Origin of the sequence: Streptomyces caelestis (genome assembly GCF_014205255.1) — a bacterium.
In the GTDB taxonomy this organism is placed as follows: Bacteria; Actinomycetota; Actinomycetes; order Streptomycetales; family Streptomycetaceae; genus Streptomyces; species Streptomyces caelestis.
Window position 1 is genome coordinate 7388714 of sequence record NZ_JACHNE010000001.1, and the last position, 22935, is coordinate 7411648.

Consider the following 22935-nt stretch of genomic DNA (forward strand, 5'->3'; position numbering starts at 1 on the left):
GGAAGGCTCCCGAGTACGCGACAGCGCCGGAGGCGAACCGTGAGTCGACCCCGCATCGTGATCGTCGGTGCCGGCTTCGCCGGGTACCGCACGGCCCGCACCCTGTCCCGGATCACCCGCGGCCGGGCGCACATCACCCTGCTGAACCCGACCGACTACTTCCTGTATCTGCCCCTGCTGCCGCAGGTCGCCGCCGGGGTCCTGGAGCCGCGCCGGGTCACGGTCTCCCTCTCCGACACGCTGCCGAACGTACGGCTGGTGCTGGGCGAGGCCGACCGGATCGACCTCGACGGACAGACCCTGCACTACACCGGCCCGGAGGGCGACGGCGGCACACTCGCCTACGACCGGCTGGTGCTCGCCGCCGGCAGCGTCAACAAGCTGCTGCCGATCCCCGGCGTCGCCGAGTACGCGCACGGCTTCCGGGGGCTGCCGGAGGCGCTGTACCTGCGCGACCACGTGACCCGGCAGGTGGAGCTGGCGGCCGCCGCCGACGATCCCAAGAGCTGCGCCGCCCGGTGCACCTTCGTCGTGGTCGGCGCCGGCTACACCGGCACCGAGGTCGCCGCGCACGGGCAAATGTTCACCGACGCGCAGGTCCGCAAGCACCCGCTGCGGCAGGGCATGCGGCCGCGCTGGATGCTGCTGGACGTGGCGCCGCGGGTGCTGCCCGAGATGGACGAGAAGCTGTCCGCCACCGCCGACCGGGTGCTGCGGCAGCGGGGCGTGGACGTGCGGATGGGCACCTCCGTGAAGGAGGCCACGCCCGACGGGGTGGTACTGACCGACGGCGAGTTCGTCGAGACCCGGACGCTGGTGTGGTGCGTGGGCGTGCGCCCCGACCCGCTGGTCGAGTCCCTCGGGCTGCCGATGGAGAAGGGGCGGCTGCTCGTCGACCCGCAGCTGCAGGTGCCGGGTCGCCCCGAGCTGTTCGCCTGCGGTGACGTGGCCGCGGTGCCGGACCTGGAGAAACCGGGGAGCTACACGCCGATGACCGCGCAGCACGCCTGGCGGCACGGCAAGGTCGCGGCGGAGAACGTCGCCGCCTCGCTCGGCCTCGGCGGGGCGCGCAAGCCCTACCGCCATCGCGACCTGGGCTTCGTCGTCGACCTGGGCGGTGCGAAGGCCGCCGCCAACCCGCTGGGCGTTCCCCTGTCCGGGGTGCCGGCGGGTGCGGTGACGCGGGGCTACCACCTCGCCGCGATGCCCGGCAACCGCGTCCGGGTCGCCGCCGACTGGCTGCTGGACGCGGTACTGCCGCGCCAGGCCGTGCAGTTGGGGCTCGTGCGGTCCTGGTCCGTGCCGCTGGACACGTCCTCGCCGGAGCTGGCCCGGGTGCCGGGCGGGCCGGAGCGGCGGCAGGAGGCGAGCGCCCGGTCGGGGCCGGGGGCGGCGATCGCGTCCGACACGCACGACGGGGGGACCGGCGCCGGATCCTTGCAGGGCCGGGCCGGAGAAGAACCCGCGAAGGGGCACCCCGGATCCAGGGCGACGCAGGACCAGCCCGGATCCGGGCCCGCGCAGCGCCGCTCGGAGGAGGAGCTGGCCAAGGGCCGCCCCCGCGCTGAACCGACCAGGACCTGGCCCTCCGACGCGCCTGCCAAGGGACCGCTCGGGGGCGAGCCCGCGAAGGGGCAGCCGAGTGATGAGCCCGCCAAGAACCAGCCCGGCGGCGAGCCCGCCAAGAACCAGCCCGGGCCCACTCCGCGGTCCCCGGCCGACCAGCCACCCCCGGGTCCCGACGCCGCACCCGGCCCCGTCAAGCGATCCGACGCCCCGGACGACTCCGCGAAAGGAGACTCATGAACACCGGTGAACTCACCGACCTCGGACAGCAGCTGCGCGTGGACAGTGTCCGCGCTGCCGCCGCCGCGGGCTCCGGGCATCCGACGTCATCCATGTCCGCAGCCGACCTGATGGCCGTCCTGCTCGCGCGCCACCTCCGCTACGACTTCGACCGCCCCGCCCACCCCGGCAACGACCGCTTCGTCCTGTCCAAGGGACACGCCTCCCCGCTGCTGTACTCCGCGTACAAGGCGGCCGGCGCCATCGACGACGAGGAACTGCTCACCTTCCGCAAGCTGGGCAGCCGCCTCGAAGGGCACCCCACACCCCAGCGTCTGCCCTGGGTCGAGACGGCCACCGGCTCGCTCGGGCAGGGCCTGCCGGTCGGCGTCGGCATCGCGCTCGCGGGCAAGCGGCTCGACCGCACCGGCTACCGCACCTGGGTGCTGTGCGGCGACAGCGAACTGGCCGAGGGATCCGTGTGGGAGGCCGCCGAGCACGCCGGGTACGAGCACCTGGACAACCTCACCGTGATCGTCGACGTCAACCGGCTCGGCCAGCGCGGCCCGACCCGGCACGGCCACGACCTGGACGCCTACGCCCGCCGCTTCCAGGCCTTCGACTGGCACACCATCGAGGTCGACGGGCACGACGTGGACGCCATCGACCGCGCCTACGGCGAGGCCGCGTCCACCAAGGGCCAGCCCACCGCGATCCTGGCCCGCACCCTCAAGGGCAAGGGCGTCGAAGCCGTCCAGGACCGCGAAGGCCTGCACGGCAAGCCGCTGCCCGAGGCCGACGAGGCGATCTCCGAACTCGGCGGCCGGCGCGACATCCGCGTCCGGGTGCAGGAGCCGCCCGCCGCCCGCATGCTGCACTCCGTCCACACCGGGGACTTCGAACTGCCGACGTGGGACAAGGGCGAGGAGGTCGCCACCCGCAACGCCTTCGGGCAGGCGCTGGCCGCGCTCGGCACCGGCCGCGGCGACATCGTCGCCCTGGACGGCGAGGTCGGCGACTCCACCCGCGCCGAGTTCTTCGCCAAGGAACACCCCGACCGCTACTTCGAGTGCTACATCGCCGAGCAGCAGCTGGTCGCCTCGGCGGTCGGGCTCGCAGCCCGCGGCTGGGTGCCGTACGCGGCCACCTTCGCGGCCTTCCTGACCCGGGCCTACGACTTCGTCCGGATGGCGTCCATCAGCGGCTCCGGCATCAACCTCGTCGGCTCGCACGCGGGCGTCGCCATCGGCCAGGACGGGCCCAGCCAGATGGGTCTGGAGGACCTGGCGATGATGCGGGCGGTGCACGGCTCGACCGTGCTGTCCCCCTGCGACGCCAACCAGACCGCGCGGCTGGTCGGCGCGATGGCCGGCCTGGAGGGCGTCCGCTACCTGCGCACCTCGCGCGGCGAGAGCCCGGTGATCTACGACCCGGACGAGGAGTTCCCGGTCGGCGGGAGCAAGGTGCTGCGCTCCTCCGACCGCGACCGGCTGACCCTCGTGGCGGCGGGCGTCACCGTGCACGAGGCGCTGGCCGCCGCCGATGCTCTGGAGGGGGAGGGCATCCAGGCGCGCGTGATCGACCTGTACTCGGTGAAGCCCGTCGACCGGGCCGCCCTGCGCCGGGCCGCCGAGGAGACCGGCTGCCTGGTGACCGTGGAGGACCACCACCCGGAGGGCGGCATCGGCGACGCGGTCCTGGAGGCCTTCGCCGACGGACGCCCCGTACCGCGCCTGGTGCGGCTCGCCGTGCGGAGCATGCCGGGCTCGGCCTCCCCGGACGAGCAGCTGCACGCCGCGGGCATCGACGCCGAGTCCATCGCGGCGGCCGGGCGGCTGCTGGTGGAGGAGGCGGTCGTGCCGTGAGCGGCGGCGACGGCACGCGCAGGGTGCGGGCGGGCCGCCGTACGGTGGAGGTCCACCGGCCGGACAAGGTGCTCTTCCCCGGCGGCGGCGACGCGAAGGAGTACACCAAGGGCGACCTGGTGGACTACCACCGGGCCGTCGCGCCCTTCATGCTGCCGCACCTGCGCGGCCGTCCCCTGATGCTGGAGCGGCGCCCGGACGGGCTCGACGGGCCCACGTTCATGCAGAAGAACACCCCGGACCACTACCCGGAGTGGATCACCCGCGTCGAGGTGGCCAAGGAGGGCGGCACCGTCCGCCACGTCGTCTGCGACGACACCGCCACCCTCCTCTACCTGGCCGACCAGGCCGGCATCACCCTGCACCGCTGGCTCTCGCGTGCCGGCAGCGTCGACCACCCCGACCGGCTGGTCTTCGACCTCGACCCGGCGGGGGACGACTTCGACGCCGTGCGGGAGGCCGCCCGGCTGCTGGGGGAGCTGCTGGACGAGCTGGAACTGCCCTCGGCGCTGATGACCACCGGATCGCGCGGCCTGCACGTGATCGTGCCGTTGAACGGCCGGCACGCCTTCGACGAGGTGCGCTCCTTCGCCCGGGGCGTCGCCGACACCCTCGGCGACGCCCATCCCGACCGGCTCACCACCGCAGCCCGCAAGAAGGATCGAGGCGAGCGCCTCTACCTCGACGTGCAGCGCAACGCCTACGCGCAGACCGCCGTCGCGCCGTTCACGGTCCGGCCCCGGCCGGGCGCGCCCGTGGCCACCCCCATCACGTGGGACCAGTTGGACGACCCGGAGCTGCACGCCCGCCGCTGGACCATCGCCGACGCCGTGGAGCAGGCCCGCGCCAACCCCTGGTCAGGCCTGCTGAACCGCGGCCGGGCGCTGGGGCCGGCCCGGCGGCGGCTGAACGCCCTGCGCGGCTGAGCGCCACCCCGGTGGCCGCCGGCGCGTGGCAGATGCATGCGCCCGTACAGGTTTGGCGAACACGCTTGCGGCCACACGAAGGGGGAGGTGGCCATGTCGAACACAAAAAACACGCAAGAGTCACAGAGTTCACAGAAGAACTCCCAGAATTCGCACAAATCAACTGGTAATTCGGCCGGCGACCGGCCGAGCCCCATGGAGGTGCTGCGCCAAGCGCGCGGCCAGCTCGCGGAGCTCACCGGTATGACCGCCGAGTCCGTGTCGTCCTTCGAGCAGACCGAGCAGGGCTGGGCGCTGGAGGTCGAGGTCCTCGAACTCGAGCGCGTGCCCGACACGATGAGCCTGATGGCGAGCTATCAGGTGGAGCTCGACGGCCAGGGACAGCTCACGGGTTATCGGCGCGTCCGCCGCTACGAGCGGGGGCGGTCCGATTCGCGAAGGAGCGGTCGCTAGGACCGCCCGACCGAACCCGAACCCACAGACAAGGAGGGACATCCGGCATGACAGTCGTACCGGCACAGCAGACCGGAGGCGGAGGCGGCAGCAGCGGTCTCTACGACGTGCTTGAACTTGTTCTGGACAGGGGGCTCGTCATCGACGCATTCGTGCGAGTCTCCCTGGTCGGTATCGAGATCCTCAAGATCGACGTTCGCGTCGTCGTCGCCAGCGTCGACACCTATCTGCGCTTCGCCGAGGCGTGCAACCGGCTCGACCTGGAGGCCGGGCCGCGCAAGGACCCGGGCCTGCCCGACCTGGTCGGGGAGATGACGGAGTCCGGCGCGCGCGGCAAGTCGAAGGGGGCGCTGTCCGGCGCCGCCGAAACCATCTCCGACGCCTTCAAGCAGGCGCGTTCCGAAGGCTCCGAGCAGGAGACCGAGTCCCGTCCGCGAGCCCGTAAGAGCACGTCCGCCCGCCGGAAGGAGGAGCAGGAGTGAGCACCTACGTCTACGGCATCGCGGCGAGCTCGCACCCGGGGCTCCCCGAGGGCATGGGCGGTGTCGGCGACCCGCCACGCCCCGTGCGCATCCTGCGCGAGGGCGACCTGGCGGCCGTCGTCAGCGAGGCACCCGAAGGGCTGCGGCCCAAGCGCAAGGACCTGCTCGCCCACCAGAACGTGCTGAGCGAGGCGGGCGCGGCCGGCTGCGTGCTGCCCATGCGGTTCGGCAGCGTCGCCCCGGACGACAACTCGATCACCGCGGTCCTCGCCGAGCGTGCCGAGCACTACAAGGAGCGCCTGCGGGCCCTGGACGGCCGGGTCGAGTACAACGTCAAGGCCAACCACGTCGAAGAGGCCGTACTGCACCAGGTGATGGCCGAGAACCCGGACATCCGCGGTCTCGCGGAGGCCAACCGGCAGGCCGGTGGCGGCAGTTACGACGACAAGATCCGGCTCGGCGAGATGGTCGCGGCCGCGGTCAAGGGCCGGGAGACCGAGGACGCCGCCGCGATCCAGCGCGCCCTGGAACCGTCCGCCGAGGACGTGAGCGTGGGCCCCGAGTCCACCGGCTGGCTGGCCAACGTGTCGTTCCTGGTGGACCGGGAGTCCGCCGAGAACTTCCTGGCGGCCGTGGAAGAGGCCCGTAAGGAACTGCCGCACCTGGAGGTGCGTGTCAACGGACCGCTGCCGCCGTACAGCTTCGTCGAGCCCGGCCAGACCGAGCCGACGGGCACGGTGACGGGCGGCACGGACACCGGAGCGGAGTGACGACGTGGGCCTGATCTCGGAGGTGCTGCTGCTGCCGTTCGCACCGGTGCGCGGCAGCGCCTGGGCCATCAGGCAGGTGCTCCAGGAGGCCGAGCGGATCTACTACGACCCCGCCACCATCCGGGCCGAACTGGCCCGGCTGGAGGAGCAGTTGGAGGCCGGTGAGATCACGGAGGAGGAGTTCGACAGCCTCGAGGACGACCTCCTCGACCGGTTGGAGATCGCTTCGCGCGGGAGCGCGGGAACGGGCAACGGGACAACACAATGAACCGAGTGGGACTGGGTCTCGCCGTGGGGGCCGGATACCTCCTGGGACGGACCAAGAAACTCAAGATGGCAGTGGCCGTGGGCGGCCTGGTGGCCGGGAAGAAGATGAACCTGAGCCCGCGCATGGTCGCGGACCTGGTCCAGCAGCAACTGCAGAACAACCCGCAGTTCAAGGAGATCGGGGACCAGCTGCGGCAGGACCTGCGCGGAGTCGGCAAGGCGGCCTCCGGTGCCATGGTCGAGCGGCAGCTCGACGCCTTGGCCGACCGGCTGCACGGCCGTACGGCCCAGGTGCGCGACCAGTTGGCGGGCGTGGCACCCGGCGCGGGCGACACCGACGCCGAGGAGCCCGAGGACGCCGACGCCGAGGAGTCCAAGGACTCCGGGCCGGAGGAGGACGAGGAGCCGGAGCCGGCCAAGAAGGCGCCGGCGAGGAAGGCGGCGAAGAAGGCCCCCGCCAAGAAGGCCCCCGCCAAGAAGGCCCCCGCCAAGAAGACGGCGGCCCGGAAGGCGGCGGCGAAGAAGACGACGGCCGCGAAAAAGGCGGCCTCCGCCGGGAACAGGGGCGGCAGCTCCCGGGCCCGGCTGCCGAAGGGAGGCGGTGAGGGATGACCGACACGCTCGGATCAGCGACCTCCGCCGCAAACGGAGCGAAGAAGAACCCGCTCACCGACGTGGCCCACAGCGAGGCCGCCGACCGGCTGAAGGCCGAGTTGCAGGAGTACGTCACCGCCCAGGCCACCCGCATGCTGACCGGCGTGGGCCGCAAGCTCGGCGAGACCACCAACAGACTGAACGACATCGCCGAGGGCAACAGCCCCGGCTTCAGCAAGCTCGCCCTCGACGGCGGCCGCAAGCTCGCCGAGGGCAAGGGCCCGGTGCGCGCCGCACTGGAGACCGGCGGCTCACGCGTCAAGGACAAGGTCACGGGCGCCCTGAAGAACCTGGGCGGCGACAAGGGCAAGCGCTCGGCGGGCAAGAAGCCCACCGTCATCATCGAGCACATCGACGTCGGGGTACCACTGCGCACGGCGTACGACCAGTGGACCCGGTACCAGGACTTCAGCACGTTCGCGAAAGGTGTCAAAAGCGCGAACAAGGCCGACGACACCACGTCGGACTGGCAGCTGAAGGTCTTCTGGTCCAACCGCAGCTGGAAGGCGAAGACGACGGAGCAGGTGCCCGACGACCGCATCGCGTGGACGTCGGAAGGCGCCAAGGGCACGACGAAGGGCGTGGTCTCCTTCCATCGCCTCGCCGACAACCTCACCCGGGTCCTGCTGGTCATCGAGTACTACCCCACGGGCCTGTTCGAGAAGACCGGCAACCTCTGGCGCGCCCAGGGCCGCCGCGCCCGGCTCGACCTGAAGAACTTCGTCCGCTTCATCACGATCAAGGGCGAGGCGGAGGACGGCTGGCGTGGAGAGATCCGCGACGGCGAGGTGGTCCGCAGCCACGACGAGGCGCTCGCCGAGGAGGAGTCCGAGGAGGAGCGTCCCGAGGGCGAGGAGGCCCGGGACGAGTACGCCGAGGACGAGCCGGAAGAGGAAGGCGAGGAGGAGCCCGAGGGCGAGTACGAGGACGAAGCCGAGTCCGAGTACGACGAGGAAGAGCCCGAGGGAGAGCCCGAGGACGAGCCCGAGGAAGCGCCTGAAGGGGAGCACGAGGAGGACGAGGCCGGCGAGTACGAGGACGAGTACGCCGAAGGCGGGAGCCGGCGATGACGACGCCCAGCAGGATGCCCGAACCCTACGGCCAGGGAAGCGGCGCCAACCTCGCCGACATCCTGGAACGGGTGCTCGACAAGGGCATCGTCATCGCGGGCGACATCCGCATCAACCTGCTCGACATCGAACTCCTCACCATCAAGCTGCGTTTGATCGTCGCCTCCGTGGACAAGGCGAAGGAGATGGGCATCGACTGGTGGGAGACCGATCCGGCACTGAGCTCGCGGGCCCGCCGTGACGAACTGACCCGCGAGAACGCCGAGTTGCGCGAGAGGCTGGCCCGGCTGGAGGAACTGGAGCCCAGCCGGGCGCAGGAGAAGGAGGCACCGTGACCGGACTGCGGTACGTCTACGCCGTCTGCCGCCCCTTCGGCACGCCGCTCCAGTCCCAGCTGACGGGGGTGGCGGGCGATCCGCCCAGAGCGCTGAACCACCACGGCCTCGTCGCCGTGGTCAGCCACGTACCGGAGCGGGACTTCGCGGAGGAACCGCTCCGCGCCCATCTGGAAGACCTCGACTGGCTCACCGAGACCGCCCGCGCCCACCAGGGCGTCATCGACGCGCTCACCACCGTCACGACCCCGCTGCCGCTGCGCCTCGGCACCGTCTTCCGCGACGACAGCGGCGTACGGACGATGATCGAGGCCCGTGAAGAGGACTTCCGGCGCACCCTCGAGCGGCTGGAGGGCCGCGTCGAGTGGGGCGTGAAGGTGTACGCCGAGTCCGAACCGCAGGAGAGCGCCCAGCCCGCGCAGAAGGCCGCCACCGGCCGCGACTATCTGCGGCAGCGGCGCATGCAGACCAGGTCGCACGAGGAGATGTGGCAGAAGGCGGAGAGCTTCGCCAACCGGCTGCACGAGAAGCTCTCCGCCTTCGCGGAGGATTCCCGGCTGCATCCCCCGCAGAACCCCGCGCTTTCCAAAGCGACCGGGCGGAACGTACTGAACGCCGCCTATCTCGTATCGCGCGCGCATTCCGAGGAATTCGTGGAAATGGTGGACCGCACGAAGGGCGAGGTTCCGGGAATGCGCGTCGAACTCACCGGCCCCTGGGCGGCTTATTCGTTCGCCGGGGAGGCCACATGACCGAGGGGGAGAAGCCGTGACCGTAGTGGAACGCCGTGAGGTCGCCCTCGTGGACCTGCTCGACCGGCTGCTCGCCGGCGGTGTCGTGATCACGGGGGACATCACGCTGCGCATCGCCGACGTCGACCTCGTCCGTATCGACCTCAACGCGCTCATCAGCTCGGTGAACGCCCAGGTTCCCTCCCCGTTCGAGGAGTTGCTGTGACGTCGTCCGACCAGCCCGCGCAGAATCCGCGGCCGCGCCGCAACCGGCTGGACCTGGAACCCGACACCGTCGAGCGTGACCTGGTCAAACTCGTGCTCACGGTGGTGGAGCTGCTGCGCCAGCTCATGGAGCGCCAGGCGCTGCGCCGGTTCGACGTGGGCGACCTGAGCGAGGAGCAGGAGGAGCGGATCGGGCTCACGCTGATGCTGCTCGACGAGCGGATGGCGGAACTGCGCGACCGCTACGGACTGCGGCCCGAGGACCTCAATCTGGACCTCGGGCCGCTCGGACCGCTGCTTCCCCGGGACGGGGGCTAATTCACCACCTGTACCACCGGCCCCTGCCTCCGGACGCCGACGTACCACGGACGAAGAATCCCAGCAGCCACAGAACGAGAACCGCCAAAGCGATCCACCAGAGTACCTTTACTGCAAATCCGGCCCCGAAAAGAATCAAAGCCAGAAGCAGTACCAGCAGGATGGGAACCATAATTCGAACCTCCTGCTTTTAGGGTGTCCCCGAATCCGTGTTTCAGGCGTCCTTTCGGCAGAGAATTTCTCCGTGCAGGACGCTGAACCAGCCGTCGTCCCGCTCCCCCCACTCCCGCCAGGCGTCGGCCACGGCCCGCAACTCCGCCTCGCCGGCGTGCCCGCCCAGCCGGGCCCGGTCCGCGTACGCCGACGCCAGCGTCCGGTCGGCCCACAGTCCGCTCCACCAGGTCCGCTCGTCCCGCGTGGCGAAGGTCCAGGTGCCGGAGGTCGCCGTGACGTCCGAGAACCCGGCGCGCAGTGCCCAGGCCTTCAGCCGGCGCCCGGCATCCGGCTCGCCGCCGTTGGCCCGGGCGACCCGGCGGTAGAGGTCCAGCCAGTCGTCGAGTCCCTCGGACGCCGGGAACCAGGTCATGGCGTCGTAGTCGGCGTCCCGCACGGCGACGAGACCCCCGGGCCTGACCACCCGCCTCATCTCGCGCAGCGCCCGCACCGGATCCCCCACGTGCTGAAGGACCTGGTGGGCATGGACCACACAGAAGGTGTCGTCCGGGTAGTCCAGGGCATGCACGTCGGCGACCGCGAAGTCGACGTTGGCCAGCCCCCGTCCGGCAGCCGTGGCGCGTGCCTGCTCCAGGATCTCCGGCGCCCGGTCGACACCGGTGACGTGCCCGTCGGGCACGAGTGCGGCCAGGTCGGCGGTGATGGTGCCCGGTCCGCACCCGACGTCCAGGATCTTCATGTGAGGGCGGATCAGCGGTACGAGATACGCGGCCGAGTTGGCGGCGGTCCGCCAGGTGTGCGAACGCAACACCGATTCGTGGTGCCCGTGCGTGTAGACAGCGGTCTCCCGTGGTTCCGGCATGGCGGATCCCACCCCTTCCGTTCGGGTCGGCAGGGGATCACCGTACGCAGCTGGGCCGCATAATGAGACCGAGTTCCCGCTATATGGACTGACGGTGTGTCAGTCGGACGGGACCGGCCGGTAGACGGTCAGCGCCTCGGGCAGCTTCTCAACGGTGACGCGGCCCTCCACTTCGGTGACCTCGCCGTCGTAGGCGAGGAGCGTGCCGGGCGCCACGTGGTCCAGCCGCAGCCGCCCCACCTGGAGGGCGGCGTGGGCGGGGGAGCGGGTCAGCGGCCCCGCGAGGGCGGCGGCGAGCAGCCGGGCCGCCGGCCGGCGGCCGCCGTGCACGACCCGCACGTCGAGCTGCCCGTCCGCCAGGTCCATCCGGCGCCCCGACGCCAGCCCCATGCGGTGATAGGTGCCGTTCCCGGCGAACAGCAGCCACAGGGGGTGCGTACGGCCCTGGAACTCGGCCTCCAGCGGATGCCGGTCGGCCCGCAGCACGCGCAGGGCCGCGAGCACACCGGCGGGCCGGCCGCCGATCCGGTGCGACCAGCGCTCCCGTTCGCGCACGAGCTCCGGGTAGACGCCGACACTGCACGTGTTGAGGAAGACGCCCTGCTTCCCGCCGCAGGAGTACCGGCCCACGTCCACGCGTACGGCCTCGCGCGCACGCAGCGCTCGGGCGAGATCGCGCACGTCCTCGATGCCGAGGTCGTAGGCGAAGTGGTTGAGGGTCCCACCCGGCAGCACCGCGAGGGGCAGGCGGAAGCGGAGCGCGACGCGGGCGGCGGTGTTCACGGTGCCGTCGCCGCCGCACACGCCGAGAACCCGGGCGCGGGTGGCCGCCTTCTCCAACTCGGCGGGCACGTCTTGCGGTTCGCACTCGACGATCTCGGCCCGGGGCAGGGCGTCCCGCAGGGCACGGGCGCGGTCGGCGCTGCCCGCGGCGGTGTTCGCCACCAGCACGAGTCCCTCGCCGTCCGGCAGCGCCGGGACCTCGGCGCGGGGACGGGCCGGCGGGGCGGCCTGGCCGCGCGTCGGCACCATGCCCCGTACGGCGAACGCGGCGCCCACGCCCAGCGCGGCGCCCGCCAGGACGTCGCCCGGGACGTGCGCGCCGCCGCGGGCGCGGGAGAGGGCGAGGGAGGCGGCCACCGGGGCGACGACCGTGCCCCAGGCGGGGGACTCCAGGGCGACACCGGTCGCGAAGGCGGCGGCGGCCGCGGCCTGCCCGGAGGGGAACGAGGCGGTGGTCGGCCGCCGCTTCGGCTGCCCGATCAGCGGGACCGGGGCCGGGCGGACGTGGCGGGCCGTGCGCTTGCCGAGGGCGTTGACGGTGAGGGAGGCGAGGCCGAGTGAGGCCAGTCCGCGGCTCGCCGCGCGGCGGGCACGGGGAGTGCGGGTCGCCGCGAGGGCGGCGGCGGCCGCGAACCACACGGCACCGTGGTTCGCGCGGCGGCTCAAGCGGGGCAGGGCGGGGTCCAGAACGGCGGGCCTCATGGGATGCGGGTACCCGGAGGGGGGTGGACACACCGACTGTCCACGGGCAGGCTCGGGGGTGATCATCGTGGCCGAAGAGGGGGATCCGAGGGATGAACGGGCGAGTGACGGCGGTCAGCAGCAACGGGGAGTACTCGTTCACCAAGCCGAACCGGGACAGCATCAGGCTGCTCGCCGGTCTCGGGGTGGAGGGGGACGTGCACGCCGGTGTGACGGTCAAGCACCGTTCGCGCGTCGCGCAGGATCCCACCCAGCCGAACCTGCGCCAGGTGCACCTCATGCACGAGGAACTCTTCGCCGAGGTCGGTGAGGAAGGGTTCAAGGTGGCACCCGGCGAACTCGGCGAGAACATCACCACGCAGGGCATCGATCTGCTCGGTCTGCCGGTCGGCACGCTGCTGCGCATCGGCGACACGGCGGTCCTGGAGGTGACCGGTCTGCGCAATCCCTGCCTCCAGATCGACGTCTTCCAGGACGGGCTGCTGAAGCGGGTCGTCGGGCGGGACGAGGCGGGGAACGTCGTGCGCAAGGCCGGGATCATGAGCGTCGTGCGGGAAGGGGGCGTGGTGCGCCCCGGCGACACGATCGAGGCGGAACTCCCCACGGGTCCGCATCGACCGCTGGACCGGGTCTGAGACGCCGGCTTCCGGGCGCTCGGCGTTGTTGCTGGGGCCGGGTGGGTCCGCAGCCCGGCGGTGCGGGATGCCACTGCGCCCACCCTCCCCCAAGCTCTCGACTTCGCTCGAGCAGGGGGACCCCCATCGCCTCAGCGGCACGACAGCCCGCAGCGGCGGCCGACGTACACCCCGCTCACAGGCGCAGACGCGCGCTCCCGCCGGAAATCCGTTTGCCCAGCGCGCCGCCGCCGCACAGAATCGCGCCCATGGGTCACCTCGAAGCCGCACACCTGGAGTACTACCTGCCCGACGGAAGGGCGCTGCTGGGTGATGTGTCGTTCCGGGTCGGGGAGGGCGCCGTCGTCGCCCTCGTGGGGCCCAACGGCGCCGGCAAGACCACCCTGCTCCGCATGCTCGCCGGTGAGATCAAGCCGCACGGCGGAACCGTCACCGTCGGCGGCGGGCTGGGCGTGATGCGGCAGTTCGTCGGGTCCGTACGCGACGAGACGACCGTACGGGACCTGCTCGTGTCCGTCGCCACCCCCCGCATCCGCGAGGCGGCCCACGCCGTGGACACCGCCGAGCACGCCATCATGACCGTCGACGACGAGGCCGCCCAGCTGACGTACGCCCAGGCCCTCGCCGACTGGGCCGAGGCCCGCGGCTACGAGGCCGAGACGCTGTGGGACATGTGCACCACGGCCGCCCTGGGCATCCCCTACGAGCAGGCGCAGTGGCGGCTCGTCCGCACCCTCTCCGGCGGCGAGCAGAAGCGGCTCGTCCTGGAGGCCCTCCTGCGCGGCACCGACGAGGTGCTCCTCCTCGACGAGCCCGACAACTACCTCGACGTCCCCGGCAAGCGCTGGCTGGAGGAGCGGCTCAAGGAGACGCGCAAGACCGTGCTGTTCGTGTCGCACGACCGGGAGCTGCTGGCCCGCGCCGCCGAGAAGATCGTGAGCGTGGAGCCGGGCCCGGCGGGCGCCGACGCCTGGGCGCACGGCGGCGGGTTCGACACGTACCACGAGGCCCGCCGGCAGCGGTTCGAGCGCTTCGAGGAACTGCGCAGGCGCTGGGACGAGAAACACGCCCAGCTGAAGAAGCTCGTGCTGACGCTCCGTCAAGCGGCGGCCGTCAGCCATGAGATGGCTTCGCGATACGCCGCCGCACAGACCCGTCTGCGCAAGTTCGAGGAGATCGGCCCGCCCCCTGAGCCGCCCCGCGAGCAGGACATCAGGATGCGTCTCAAGGGCGGCCGCACCGGTGTCCGGGCCGTCACCTGCGAGCACCTGGAACTGACCGGCCTGATGAAGCCCTTCGACCTGGAGGTCTTCTACGGCGAACGCGTCGCCGTCCTCGGCTCCAACGGCTCCGGCAAGTCCCACTTCCTGCGCCTCCTCGCCGGCGACGACGTGGCGCACACGGGCAACTGGAAGCTGGGCGCCCGGGTCGTACCCGGCCACTTCGCGCAGACGCACGCGCATCCGGAGCTGGAGGGCCGCACACTGCTCGACATCCTGTGGAAGGAGTACGCACAGGACCGCGGCGCGGCGATGTCGAGGCTGCGCCGCTACGAGCTGACGAACCAGGCCGAGCAGACGTTCGGCCGTCTGTCCGGCGGCCAGCAGGCCCGCTTCCAGATCCTCCTGCTGGAGCTGGAGGGCGCGACGGCGTTGCTGCTCGACGAGCCGACCGACAACCTGGACCTGGAGTCCGCGGAGGCGCTCCAGGAGGGCCTGGAGGCCTTCGACGGCACGGTCCTCGCGGTCACGCACGACCGCTGGTTCGCCCGCTCCTTCGACCGCTACCTGGTCTTCGGCAGCGACGGCCGGGTCCGGGAGACCCCGGACCCGGTCTGGGACGAACGCCGGGTGGAACGGGCGAGGTAGCAGCCGGCCCACGGGCGGGGGAAACTGCCCGACCGGCCACGACACGCCCGCACCCGCGCCGGTCGCGGACCGCGCCGCCCTACGGCGATTCGGGCGCGCTGGTCACTTCCAGCGGAGCAACGCCCCGAGCCCGCCGGCTGGAACCTCTCGCTCCGCAACGGCCAGTGCCGCCGCGTCCGTCGCCACGGCCGACCGGATCAGCGCGTCGTCCGCCCGGGCCGGCCAGGAGTGCTGCTCGCCGAGGATCTTCAGGTCCGTACGCCGCACCGCCAGCTGGTCCGGGTCCTCGCCGATCCACACCTCGCGGTGCGCGTCCGGCCCGTTCGGCCTGACCAGCAGTTCGTCGATGCGGTGCTCGCGCGCCGCCTCGACCAGCGCGGGCACGCCCTCCACGGCGCCGGCCCGGCCCTCGTCGTCCGGGTTCCGGGCGGCCCGGAACCGCTCCAGCTCCGCCTCGGCCCGCCGTGCCACATGCTCGGCGCGGGCCCGCTCGACGTCGTCGTCGAGGAGCCGGCTGCCGCTGCCGTGCGGCGCCTCGACGACGAGATCGTGCAGCCGCTTGGGCAGCCGCTCGTGCACGGACCGCCGCTCACGGTCGTCACCCACAAGAATCAGCAGGTCGGCGCGGGTCTCCTCCTGGCACACGGCCAGCGCGTCGGCGATCTCCGCGGCGTTGTGCTCCCAGGTGTTCTCCACCCGCAGCTGGAAATGCCGCTCGGACCAGTCCACGGAGCTCGTCCGGTGCACCGGCCACTGGCGCCCGGTGACGCTTCCGGCACCCTTGCTGCCCAGGCCGCTGCGCAGCTCGAAGTCCGCGCCCTTGCGGTCGACGTACGCCACCACGCACACCGGGTCCTCGCCGGCCAGCTCCAGCAGCGGCGTGACACGCGGCAGCGGGGCCCATTCGGCCCAGTCGCCGCCCTGCGGGGGACGGGCCAGCGGCGGGTCGAGAACCACCTCGCCGGCGCGGGCGAACAGGGCCCGGCCGTGCGGTTCGGAGGAGTGCCCCAGGTCCTCGATGGCGCTCCGTACGGCCCGGCAGGTCGCCTCGTCCGCGCCCTGGTCGGCCAGCTGCCTGGCCATCGCCTGGGCCGTGAGCTGCCGCTCGTGAGGGGTGTCCTCCGTATGACGGGAGGTGTCGACGTACACCGAGGCCCAAGGCCCGGAGTGTTCGTACAGTGGGTGCAGAAAGGCGAGATCCATTGGTTCCCTCCCGGAATGCCGCTCGGGGGTAGTGCTCAGTTGTTCCCCGCGCGGGTACCCGGACCGCATGAACGAACACGACGAGCGGGGCAACACCATGACCGGAGTGGACCCTGACCGGCTGGACGACCAGCAGCTCATGAAGGAGCTGGAGACCATCCACCGCACGCGCCACGACACACTGCTCTACGGCTCGAACGACGCGCTGCGGGCCCACAACGAGCGCATGGCGCAGCTCGAGGGCGAGTACCTGCGCCGCAACCCACGCCGCCCGGTGGCCGCCGGCCGCACACGCGAAGGGGCCCGGGAGCGGGGGAGCGGAGAGTCGACGACTCCCACGACCCCCGGCACCTGAGCCCCTCACAGGACAGCACCGGCGCGACGCGAGCCGGACGGCACCGGCACAACCGCGGCCCGGCTCCCGGGTCAGCACCGCGCCGGCCCAGGCCCCTGTCTCAGCGCCGCACCGGCTCCCGCCCCCGATGCGGCGCGATGGCGTCCACGAACACGTTCTCGCCCGCCGCCAGGGAGTCGTCGGTGTGGTCCACCGCGACTGCGTGGCGGCGGGCGAGCGGCCCGCCGGCCGGATCGTCCGCCCTGGCGCCTCGCGCTGTTCCTGCGTGCGGTCGGCGGGAGGGCTTCAGGCGGCCTGCTTGGCGAACACGTCGAGGAAGGTCTCGCAGAACGCCTTCAGGTCGTCCGGCTTACGGCTGGTGACCAGCTTGTTGGCACCGTGGTCGCAGACCTTCACCTGCTCGTCGGCCCAGGTGCCGCCCGCGTTGCGGATGTCGGTCTGCAGGCTCGGCCAGGAGGTCAGCACCCGGCCGCGTACGACGTCCGCCTCGACCAGCGTCCACGGCGCGTGGCAGATCGCGGCCACGGGGCGGCCCTGCTCGAAGAAGTCCCGGACGAACGCGACGGCCTTGTCGTCCATCCGCAGGAAGTCCGGGTTGGCCACGCCGCCCGGCAGCACCAGCGCGTCGAACGAGCCCGGCGCGGTTTCGCCCGCGACCTCGTCCACGGGGAAGGTGTCCGCCTTGTCGAGGTGGTTGAACGCCTGGATCTCACCCTGCTTCGTCGACACCAGCACGGCTTCGTGCCCGGCGTCCTGCACGGCCTGCCACGGATCGGTCAGCTCGACCTGCTCGACGCCCTCGGGTGCCACCAGAAATGCGATGCGCATGATGCTCAAGGTCCTTTCCCGGAGCGCGCGGCGGTCCAGCGCGCCGCGTCGCTCCTCGCGTTCTTGTCGTTCTTCTCGTTGCGGTTCCTGCGGCCCGTGCTCACGCGCCGCCTCGGGCGTCCGGCTCGGCGCGGCTGATGTCGGCGAGCGCCGATGCGGGGTCCTCGGCCTCGGCCAGGTCGCCGAGGCTGACCATCCCCACCGGCAGCCCGTTCTCCACCACCGGCAGCCGGCGCACCGCGTGCTCGCGCATCAGCGTGACCGCGGTCGTCACCCGGTCGTCCGGCGTCACCGTCACCGGATCCGGCGTGCACACCGACTGCACGCTCACCGTCATCGGGTCGGCACCGTCGGCCACCGCCCGTACCGTGATGTCACGGTCGGTGAGCACGCCGATCACGTCCTGCCCCTCGGCCACCACCACGTCGCCGATGTTCTGGGTGCGCATCAACTGCGCCGCCTCGACCAGCGAGGCGTCCGGGCGTACGGCGACCACACCCGGGGTCATTACGTCCTTCACCAACTCAGCCCTCACTGAAGGCCCTCCCTCCGTCCCCCGTCCGGCGGGGGCACCGTGGGCGGAGTGCCCGCCCACGGTGCCCCTGGTGCGGTCCCTACGCGTACTCCTCCGGTCCGGTCTCCCGGGCCCGGATCAGGGCCTGGGCCAGTTCCTGGACATTGGCGTAGCGCTCCTGGCGCGGCAGCCGCTCCAGGGCCTCGACGAGGGCGTCGGGCGCCTGGTGGCCGCGCAGTTCGCGGGCCAGGTCGCGCGCGCTCGCGGGGAACACCCTGCGGCCCAGGATCCGGGCCAGTTCCAGGCGCACCGACTCCAGGGACGTCGGCGCACGGCTCGGCGTCACCGGCCCGTACGCGACCTCGGGGTCGTCCTCGGCGGCCGGCTCCGGGTCGTGCCACTCCTCACTGCGGGTGGGGTGCCCGGACCTGAGCAGCCCCTGGAGTTCATGCTTCATCTCGTCGTCACGGTGGACGCTCAGCCGGTCGCTGCCTCGCTGCATGTCTCCCTCCAGACGTTCGGGGGTCCGCACCGCGTACCCGTACACCGCGAGCCGACACGGGCTCGGCACCCTGGATCGATGCGGTCCGCATGGTTTGCGCCACGGCCTGCGGGAGACCCGGCTCGCACCCCCCACACCTCTCTGGGGAAGGGACCCGTCATGGCGATGCTCGCTGTGCTCATTCCGCTGCTCATGCTCGGAGTGGTGCTGGTGCTGGGCCGTTACGAGGAACTGCTGCTGCCACAGAACGACGCCGACCGGCGCCAACCGGCCGGCCCGCCTCCGGCCGCCGCGCGTCCGGCGATGGAGGAAAGCCCCCTCGCCTAGGCGGTGATCCGCACCCGCAACCGCGGTGGCCTCCGGCGCGAACACCGACCCGAGCTCCCGCCGTGCTTCCGGCTCGTGCACCGCGCGGTCAACGAGCGTGACGTAGCGATCGACTACCGCAGTTCTCGGTCGTCCGAGTCATTGCATGCCCTCGCCGAGCTTGGCGCCGACCGTGCCCGGCGGGCCGGTGGCGGCAGGCCGTCCTCTGCCGCCACCGGCCCGCCGGGACCAGCGCCGGGTCCAGAACTTTTCACCGCCGGGCCGGGCGCCCGTCCGCTCCGGGCGGGTCCGACCCGGTGGCTGGCACTGGCTCGGGTGTCAGAACACCGCTGAAAACTCCCGGCCTTCGGCGGCGCTTCACCGCGACCGCTCCTTCTTCTCGCGCCCCGGCAGAAATTCCTGCATCTTCGCCTTGAAGCCCTGCTTGACCACCGACCCCCGGTCCGAGTCGCCCTTCAGGATCGACGCGGCGGTCGCCTCCATCTGCTCCCAGGTGGCGTGCGGCGGGATCGGCGGGACGGCCGGATCGGTCAGGAACTCGACCACCGCGGGACCGTCCGCCTCCAGCGCGGCACGCCAGCCCGCCTCGACGTCCTCCGGCTTCTCCACCCGGATGCCGGTCAGCCCCAGGGAACGCGCGAACGCGGCGTACTGCACGTCCGGGAGCGCTTGCGACGGCAGGAACTGCGGCGCGCCCTCCATGGCCCGCATCTCCCACGTGACCTGGTTCAGGTCCTGGTTGTTCCACACGGCGACCACCAGCCGCGGGTCCTCCCACTGGTGGCGGTACTTCGCCGCCGTGATCAGCTCCGCCATCCCGTTCATCTGCATCGCCCCGTCGCCCACCAGCGCGATCGCGGGCCGGTCCGGGTGCGCGAACTTCGCGCCGATCACGTACGGCACCCCGCAGCCCATCGTCGCCAGCGTGCCGGAGAGCGAGCCCCGCATGCCCGGCCGCATGGTCAGGTGCCGCGCGTACCAGTTCGCCGTCGAACCCGAGTCGGAGGCGATGATCGCGTTGTCCGGCAGCAGCGGGTCCAGGGCACGGGCCACGTACTCCGGGTTGATCGGGTCGGCGTCGAGCCCCGCCCGGCGCTCCATGACGTCACGCCAGCGCGTCACGTTGGCGCACACCGTGTCGTACCACTCGCGCCCGCGCCCCTCCTCGATCAGCGGGATCAGCCGCTCCAGCGTGGCCTTCGCGTCGCCGACCAGGTTCACCTCGTACGGGTAGCGCATCCCGACCATGTGCGGGTCGATGTCGATCTGCACGCCCCGCGCCTTGCCGAACTCCGGCATGAACTGGGTGTACGGGAACGACGACCCGATGGTCAGCAGCGTGTCGCAGTCCCGCATCAGCTCGTACGACGGGCGCGTGCCCAGCAGGCCGATCGAGCCGGTGACGTACGGCAGTTCGTCGCTGAGGACGTCCTTGCCGAGCAGCGCCTTGGCGACACCGGCGCCGAGCAGCTCGGCGATCCGCTCCACCTCGGCCCGCGCGCCGGCCGCGCCCTGGCCGACCAGGATGGCCACCTTGTCACCGGAGTTGAGGATCTCTGCGGCCCGTCGCACCGAGTCGTCGGAGGGGATCGCCGTCCACGAACTGCGGTCCAGGCTGGAGGGCACCATCTTGAACTCGTGCGTCGGCGGCGAGTAGTCGAGTTCCTGCACATCACCGGGGATGATGATCGCGGTGGGGCAGCGACGCGCGTACGCGGTGCGGATCGCCCGGTCCAGCACGTTCGGCAGCTGCTCCGGCACCGTCACCGTCTCCACGAAGTCGGAGGCGACGTCCTTGTACAGCGAGTGCAGATCCACTTCCTGCTGGTAGGAGCCGCCCATCGCGGTGCGGTGCGTCTGGCCGACGATCGCCAGCACCGGGACATGGTCCAGCTTGGCGTCGTACAGACCGTTCAGCAGATGGATCGCGCCCGGCCCGGACGTCGCCGCGCACACCCCGAGACGGCCGCTGAACTTGGCGTATCCGACCGCCTGGAACGCGGACATCTCCTCGTGCCGCGACTGCACGAAACGGGGCTCGTTCTCGGCCCGGCCCCACGCGGCGAGCAAGCCGTTGATCCCGTCGCCCGGATAGCCGAAGACCTCCTCGACCCCCCACTCGCGCAGCCGCTCAAGGACGTGGTCGGAGACCTTGGTGCTCATGTACGACCTCCCGGACGTATGGGGACAGGGCCAGCAGTACGAGTCACCCTGCGCGACAGCGGAAAACCTCTCCCGGTTTGCGGGCGGGGGCCGGGGGCAGGCGCACCTCAGTGCTTCGGACAGGAGGCACGTCCGTGGGAGCGGCCCGTCGCGCCGCCACCGGCGCTCCTGTTCCGCTCAGTCGACGCGCTCCCACGGTGACCGTCCAACCCAGAGCACCTGCAAGGGAATTGCGACGCATCATGCCGATCCACACCAGCGCGAAGCCGCACCCTCACGACGACGCTCCCGACACCGCCGACGCCTTCCGCCGGCTCGCCGCCCTCCCCGCCGGACCTGAGCGCGACGCGCTCCGCGACGAGATCGTCGAGGCCTGGCTGCCCATGGCCGACCGCCTCGCCGGACGCTTCCGCAGCCGTGGCGAGAGCTTCGAGGACCTGCGCCAGGTCGCGGCCCTCGGCCTGGTCAAGGCCGTCGACCGGTACGACCCCGAGCTCGGCAACGCCTTCGAGAGCTACGCCGTGCCCACCGTCACCGGCGAGATCAAGCGGCACTTCCGCGACCATATGTGGACCCTGCACGTACCTCGCCGGGTCCAGGACCTGCGCAACCGCGTCCGGTTCGCCTCCCAGGACCTGTCCCAGACCATCTCGGGCCGACGCCCCACCGTGGCGGAGATCGCCGAGCACGCGAAGATGAGCGAGGAGGACGTCAAGGCCGGCCTGGAGGCCCTGGAGAGCTTCACCGCCCTGTCCCTGGACGCGGAGCTGCCCGGCAGCGAGGACGGGTACTCCCTGAGCGACGCGCTCGGGTCGCCGGATCCGGCGCTGGACACGGTGGTCGATCGTGAGGCGGTGAAGGCGCGGCTGGCCGCGTTGCCGGAGCGGGAGCGGGCGATTCTGTACATGCGGTTCTTCGGGGACATGACCCAGAGCCGGATCGCCGAGGAGCTGGGGATCTCGCAGATGCATGTGTCCCGGCTGATCAGCCGGTGCTGTGGTCGGGTTCGGGAGCAGGTCATGCGGGACGTGGCGTAGCACTGCGTTGCTCCGATTCACCTGATGGAGTGGCACTGTCCCGCCAATGGGGCCTGGCCGCGCGCGGCGTCGTAGCGGGCTGGCTGTGATGGCAGGAGGGCTTTTCTGCCGTCGCCCGAAGGAGCTCGCTCCATGCGCCGCACCCGCCACGCACTCTCCGTCGCCGTCCTGGCCGGCTCCGCCCTGGTGGGCCTCGCGCCGGTCGTGTCCGCCGAACCCGCCGCCGAGGTCAGCCCGGCCACCGTGGAGCCCGGCGGGACGTTCACCATCTCGGTCAGCTGTGATCCGACCGGGGGGCCGCCGCCCGACAGCATCGACGCGACCTCGCAGGCCTTCGACGAGGGCACGGTCCCGCTGCGCAAGGTGACCGGCAACGACGACAAGGTGTCCGGCCCGGCCTATCGGGGGACGGCCCGTATCGCTCCCGCGGAGAACTTCGAGGGCGATCCGGACGCCCTCGGCGAGGACTCGGCGTGGACCGTCGACGGCACCTGCCCGGCCGCTCCCGGCGGGGAGGGCAAGCAGTGGAGCGCGACGTTCACGGTGACCCACGGCGGTGGCCACCACAAGCCGTCTGACCAGCCTTCTCACACGCCGTCTCACCAGCCTTCTCACCGGCCCATCCACAAGCCCTGCCCCGACGAACGACACGACGAGCCGCTCGGCGAGCAACACGACGAAGCGCTCGACGAGCCGCTCGGCGAGCAACACGACGAAGCGCTCGACGAGCCGCTCGGCGAGCAACACGACGAAGCGCTCGACCAACCGCGGCACCACCCCACCGAGTGCCCGGAAGCGGTCACCCCGCGCGGTGTACGCGCCGGCGACGGCGGTGCCTTCACCGACTCCGTGCCCGCCCTGGTCGCGGGCGGGGTGCTGATCGCGGGCGCGTTCGGCGCCGCCGTGCACCGGCTGCGCAACTGGGAGAGCGACCCGTACCGCTGACGCATGGCTCGCACCACCGCCCCGGAAGCCCCCCGCTTCCCCGCCCCGGCCCGCTCATGCTGTGACCGTCACGACCCGGCCGGGCGGCCATGAGCCGGCGGCACCGTGGGTACTCAGTGGCCGAGGACACGGGCGAGGGCGACAGGAACACGGCGG

Annotated in this window: 27 protein-coding genes; 19 read left to right on the top strand and 8 right to left on the bottom strand. The window is 72.0% G+C overall.

Going from position 1 to position 22935, the window contains the following annotated elements:
- Positions 1 to 39: 39 nt before the first annotated feature.
- The 13 genes from HDA41_RS33580 to HDA41_RS33640 all read left to right on the top strand — a co-directional run bounded on the left by HDA41_RS33580 (position 40) and on the right by HDA41_RS33640 (position 9881).
- A complete protein-coding gene (locus tag HDA41_RS33580) occupies positions 40 to 1806 on the top strand; it encodes an NAD(P)/FAD-dependent oxidoreductase (RefSeq protein WP_184990666.1) in 1767 nt (588 codons plus the stop codon).
- Positions 1803 to 3650, top strand: coding sequence for a transketolase (locus tag HDA41_RS33585; RefSeq protein ID WP_184990668.1), 1848 nt, complete (start codon positions 1803 to 1805; stop codon positions 3648 to 3650). The genes HDA41_RS33580 and HDA41_RS33585 overlap by 4 nt, the downstream gene beginning before the upstream one ends.
- Positions 3647 to 4576: a non-homologous end-joining DNA ligase gene (gene ligD, locus HDA41_RS33590; RefSeq protein ID WP_184990669.1), complete on the top strand. Its 930-nt coding sequence runs from the start codon at positions 3647 to 3649 to the stop codon at positions 4574 to 4576. The genes HDA41_RS33585 and ligD overlap by 4 nt, the downstream gene beginning before the upstream one ends.
- A gap of 93 nt (positions 4577 to 4669) precedes the next feature.
- Entirely contained in the window at positions 4670 to 5029 is a 360-nt protein-coding gene (locus HDA41_RS33595) for a gas vesicle protein GvpO (protein ID WP_184990671.1), read from the top strand.
- 47 nt (positions 5030 to 5076) lie between these two features.
- Positions 5077 to 5511: a gas vesicle structural protein GvpA gene (locus HDA41_RS33600; protein WP_010038714.1), complete on the top strand. Its 435-nt coding sequence runs from the start codon at positions 5077 to 5079 to the stop codon at positions 5509 to 5511.
- On the top strand, positions 5508 to 6281 hold the full coding sequence (locus HDA41_RS33605; protein ID WP_184990673.1) for a GvpL/GvpF family gas vesicle protein: 774 nt from the start codon (positions 5508 to 5510) through the stop codon (positions 6279 to 6281). Before HDA41_RS33600 ends, HDA41_RS33605 begins: the two co-directional genes overlap by 4 nt.
- A 4-nt stretch (positions 6282 to 6285) precedes the next feature.
- Complete coding sequence (locus HDA41_RS33610; protein WP_086851925.1) at positions 6286 to 6549, top strand: gas vesicle protein GvpG; 264 nt, start codon at positions 6286 to 6288, stop codon at positions 6547 to 6549.
- The gene (locus HDA41_RS33615) at positions 6546 to 7160 is read left to right on the top strand and encodes a DNA primase (protein WP_184990675.1); all 615 of its coding nucleotides are present in this window, start codon (positions 6546 to 6548) and stop codon (positions 7158 to 7160) included. Before HDA41_RS33610 ends, HDA41_RS33615 begins: the two co-directional genes overlap by 4 nt.
- Positions 7157 to 8272, top strand: a complete 1116-nt coding sequence (locus HDA41_RS33620; protein ID WP_184990677.1) for an SRPBCC family protein — start codon at positions 7157 to 7159, stop codon at positions 8270 to 8272. Before HDA41_RS33615 ends, HDA41_RS33620 begins: the two co-directional genes overlap by 4 nt.
- Positions 8269 to 8607: a gas vesicle protein gene (locus tag HDA41_RS33625; protein ID WP_184990679.1), complete on the top strand. Its 339-nt coding sequence runs from the start codon at positions 8269 to 8271 to the stop codon at positions 8605 to 8607. The genes HDA41_RS33620 and HDA41_RS33625 overlap by 4 nt, the downstream gene beginning before the upstream one ends.
- On the top strand, positions 8604 to 9359 hold the full coding sequence (locus HDA41_RS33630; protein ID WP_184990681.1) for a GvpL/GvpF family gas vesicle protein: 756 nt from the start codon (positions 8604 to 8606) through the stop codon (positions 9357 to 9359). Before HDA41_RS33625 ends, HDA41_RS33630 begins: the two co-directional genes overlap by 4 nt.
- Before the next feature lie 16 nt (positions 9360 to 9375).
- Complete coding sequence (locus tag HDA41_RS33635) at positions 9376 to 9564, top strand: gas vesicle protein (RefSeq protein ID WP_003994122.1); 189 nt, start codon at positions 9376 to 9378, stop codon at positions 9562 to 9564.
- Positions 9561 to 9881 (top strand): gas vesicle protein K, encoded by a 321-nt coding sequence (locus HDA41_RS33640; RefSeq protein WP_184990683.1) that lies wholly within the window; start codon positions 9561 to 9563, stop codon positions 9879 to 9881. The genes HDA41_RS33635 and HDA41_RS33640 overlap by 4 nt, the downstream gene beginning before the upstream one ends.
- Before the next feature lies 1 nt (position 9882).
- Here the strand turns inward: HDA41_RS33640 and HDA41_RS33645 are convergent, their stop codons facing one another.
- The 3 genes from HDA41_RS33645 to HDA41_RS33655 all read right to left on the bottom strand — a co-directional run bounded on the left by HDA41_RS33645 (position 9883) and on the right by HDA41_RS33655 (position 12402).
- The gene (locus HDA41_RS33645) at positions 9883 to 10053 is read right to left on the bottom strand and encodes a hydrophobic protein (RefSeq protein ID WP_184990684.1); all 171 of its coding nucleotides are present in this window, start codon (positions 10051 to 10053) and stop codon (positions 9883 to 9885) included.
- A gap of 42 nt (positions 10054 to 10095) precedes the next feature.
- Positions 10096 to 10917: a class I SAM-dependent methyltransferase gene (locus HDA41_RS33650; RefSeq protein ID WP_184990686.1), complete on the bottom strand. Its 822-nt coding sequence runs from the start codon at positions 10915 to 10917 to the stop codon at positions 10096 to 10098.
- A 99-nt stretch (positions 10918 to 11016) separates the two neighbouring features.
- A complete protein-coding gene (locus HDA41_RS33655) occupies positions 11017 to 12402 on the bottom strand; it encodes a bifunctional phosphatase PAP2/diacylglycerol kinase family protein (protein WP_230299778.1) in 1386 nt (461 codons plus the stop codon).
- A 92-nt stretch (positions 12403 to 12494) separates the two neighbouring features.
- Between HDA41_RS33655 and HDA41_RS33660 the strand changes: the two genes are divergently transcribed.
- Positions 12495 to 13037, top strand: a complete 543-nt coding sequence (locus HDA41_RS33660) for an MOSC domain-containing protein (protein WP_184990690.1) — start codon at positions 12495 to 12497, stop codon at positions 13035 to 13037.
- A gap of 248 nt (positions 13038 to 13285) precedes the next feature.
- Positions 13286 to 14905 (top strand): ABC-F family ATP-binding cassette domain-containing protein, encoded by a 1620-nt coding sequence (locus HDA41_RS33665; RefSeq protein WP_184990692.1) that lies wholly within the window; start codon positions 13286 to 13288, stop codon positions 14903 to 14905.
- A 102-nt stretch (positions 14906 to 15007) separates the two neighbouring features.
- Here HDA41_RS33665 and HDA41_RS33670 read toward each other — a convergent pair whose 3' ends face one another.
- Positions 15008 to 16108: a baeRF2 domain-containing protein gene (locus tag HDA41_RS33670; RefSeq protein ID WP_184990694.1), complete on the bottom strand. Its 1101-nt coding sequence runs from the start codon at positions 16106 to 16108 to the stop codon at positions 15008 to 15010.
- Positions 16109 to 16175: 67 nt separating this feature from the next.
- Between HDA41_RS33670 and HDA41_RS33675 the strand changes: the two genes are divergently transcribed.
- Positions 16176 to 16463 carry a DUF6158 family protein gene (locus HDA41_RS33675; RefSeq protein ID WP_184990696.1) on the top strand — a complete coding sequence of 96 codons (288 nt, stop codon included), beginning with the start codon at positions 16176 to 16178 and terminating at the stop codon, positions 16461 to 16463.
- 285 nt (positions 16464 to 16748) lie between these two features.
- On the opposite strand, the gene HDA41_RS33680 is transcribed toward HDA41_RS33675, so the two are convergent.
- The 3 genes from HDA41_RS33680 to HDA41_RS33690 all read right to left on the bottom strand — a co-directional run bounded on the left by HDA41_RS33680 (position 16749) and on the right by HDA41_RS33690 (position 18307).
- Entirely contained in the window at positions 16749 to 17291 is a 543-nt protein-coding gene (locus HDA41_RS33680) for a type 1 glutamine amidotransferase domain-containing protein (protein WP_184990698.1), read from the bottom strand.
- Between the two features lie 100 nt (positions 17292 to 17391).
- Positions 17392 to 17799, bottom strand: a complete 408-nt coding sequence (locus HDA41_RS33685; protein WP_221511662.1) for a CBS domain-containing protein — start codon at positions 17797 to 17799, stop codon at positions 17392 to 17394.
- Positions 17800 to 17905: 106 nt separating this feature from the next.
- Entirely contained in the window at positions 17906 to 18307 is a 402-nt protein-coding gene (locus HDA41_RS33690; RefSeq protein WP_184990702.1) for a DUF2795 domain-containing protein, read from the bottom strand.
- Between the two features lie 159 nt (positions 18308 to 18466).
- Between HDA41_RS33690 and HDA41_RS33695 the strand changes: the two genes are divergently transcribed.
- A complete protein-coding gene (locus tag HDA41_RS33695) occupies positions 18467 to 18634 on the top strand; it encodes a hypothetical protein (protein ID WP_184990704.1) in 168 nt (55 codons plus the stop codon).
- A gap of 357 nt (positions 18635 to 18991) precedes the next feature.
- Here HDA41_RS33695 and HDA41_RS33700 read toward each other — a convergent pair whose 3' ends face one another.
- Positions 18992 to 20797, bottom strand: coding sequence for a thiamine pyrophosphate-requiring protein (locus HDA41_RS33700; protein WP_184990706.1), 1806 nt, complete (start codon positions 20795 to 20797; stop codon positions 18992 to 18994).
- Between the two features lie 242 nt (positions 20798 to 21039).
- On the opposite strand from HDA41_RS33700, the gene HDA41_RS33705 reads away from it, so the two are divergent.
- Positions 21040 to 21834 (top strand): RNA polymerase sigma factor SigF, encoded by a 795-nt coding sequence (locus HDA41_RS33705; RefSeq protein ID WP_184990708.1) that lies wholly within the window; start codon positions 21040 to 21042, stop codon positions 21832 to 21834.
- A 132-nt stretch (positions 21835 to 21966) separates the two neighbouring features.
- A complete protein-coding gene (locus tag HDA41_RS33710; RefSeq protein WP_184990710.1) occupies positions 21967 to 22779 on the top strand; it encodes a hypothetical protein in 813 nt (270 codons plus the stop codon).
- The last annotated feature ends 156 nt before the right edge of the window (positions 22780 to 22935 follow it).

Coding starts and splice junctions, on each gene's coding strand:
- HDA41_RS33585 (WP_184990668.1), top strand. CDS start 1,803: ATGAACACCGGTGAACTCACCGACCTCGGACAGCAGCTGCGCGTGGAC.
- HDA41_RS33595 (WP_184990671.1), top strand. CDS start 4,670: ATGTCGAACACAAAAAACACGCAAGAGTCACAGAGTTCACAGAAGAAC.
- HDA41_RS33600 (WP_010038714.1), top strand. CDS start 5,077: ATGACAGTCGTACCGGCACAGCAGACCGGAGGCGGAGGCGGCAGCAGC.
- HDA41_RS33615 (WP_184990675.1), top strand. CDS start 6,546: ATGAACCGAGTGGGACTGGGTCTCGCCGTGGGGGCCGGATACCTCCTG.
- HDA41_RS33620 (WP_184990677.1), top strand. CDS start 7,157: ATGACCGACACGCTCGGATCAGCGACCTCCGCCGCAAACGGAGCGAAG.
- HDA41_RS33625 (WP_184990679.1), top strand. CDS start 8,269: ATGACGACGCCCAGCAGGATGCCCGAACCCTACGGCCAGGGAAGCGGC.
- HDA41_RS33645 (WP_184990684.1), bottom strand. CDS start 10,053: ATGGTTCCCATCCTGCTGGTACTGCTTCTGGCTTTGATTCTTTTCGGG.
- HDA41_RS33650 (WP_184990686.1), bottom strand. CDS start 10,917: ATGCCGGAACCACGGGAGACCGCTGTCTACACGCACGGGCACCACGAA.
- HDA41_RS33655 (WP_230299778.1), bottom strand. CDS start 12,402: ATGAGGCCCGCCGTTCTGGACCCCGCCCTGCCCCGCTTGAGCCGCCGC.
- HDA41_RS33660 (WP_184990690.1), top strand. CDS start 12,495: ATGAACGGGCGAGTGACGGCGGTCAGCAGCAACGGGGAGTACTCGTTC.
- HDA41_RS33665 (WP_184990692.1), top strand. CDS start 13,286: ATGGGTCACCTCGAAGCCGCACACCTGGAGTACTACCTGCCCGACGGA.
- HDA41_RS33670 (WP_184990694.1), bottom strand. CDS start 16,108: ATGGATCTCGCCTTTCTGCACCCACTGTACGAACACTCCGGGCCTTGG.
- HDA41_RS33675 (WP_184990696.1), top strand. CDS start 16,176: ATGAACGAACACGACGAGCGGGGCAACACCATGACCGGAGTGGACCCT.
- HDA41_RS33680 (WP_184990698.1), bottom strand. CDS start 17,291: ATGCGCATCGCATTTCTGGTGGCACCCGAGGGCGTCGAGCAGGTCGAG.
- HDA41_RS33685 (WP_221511662.1), bottom strand. CDS start 17,799: ATGACCCCGGGTGTGGTCGCCGTACGCCCGGACGCCTCGCTGGTCGAG.
- HDA41_RS33690 (WP_184990702.1), bottom strand. CDS start 18,307: ATGCAGCGAGGCAGCGACCGGCTGAGCGTCCACCGTGACGACGAGATG.
- HDA41_RS33695 (WP_184990704.1), top strand. CDS start 18,467: ATGGCGATGCTCGCTGTGCTCATTCCGCTGCTCATGCTCGGAGTGGTG.
- HDA41_RS33700 (WP_184990706.1), bottom strand. CDS start 20,797: ATGAGCACCAAGGTCTCCGACCACGTCCTTGAGCGGCTGCGCGAGTGG.
- HDA41_RS33705 (WP_184990708.1), top strand. CDS start 21,040: ATGCCGATCCACACCAGCGCGAAGCCGCACCCTCACGACGACGCTCCC.
- HDA41_RS33710 (WP_184990710.1), top strand. CDS start 21,967: ATGCGCCGCACCCGCCACGCACTCTCCGTCGCCGTCCTGGCCGGCTCC.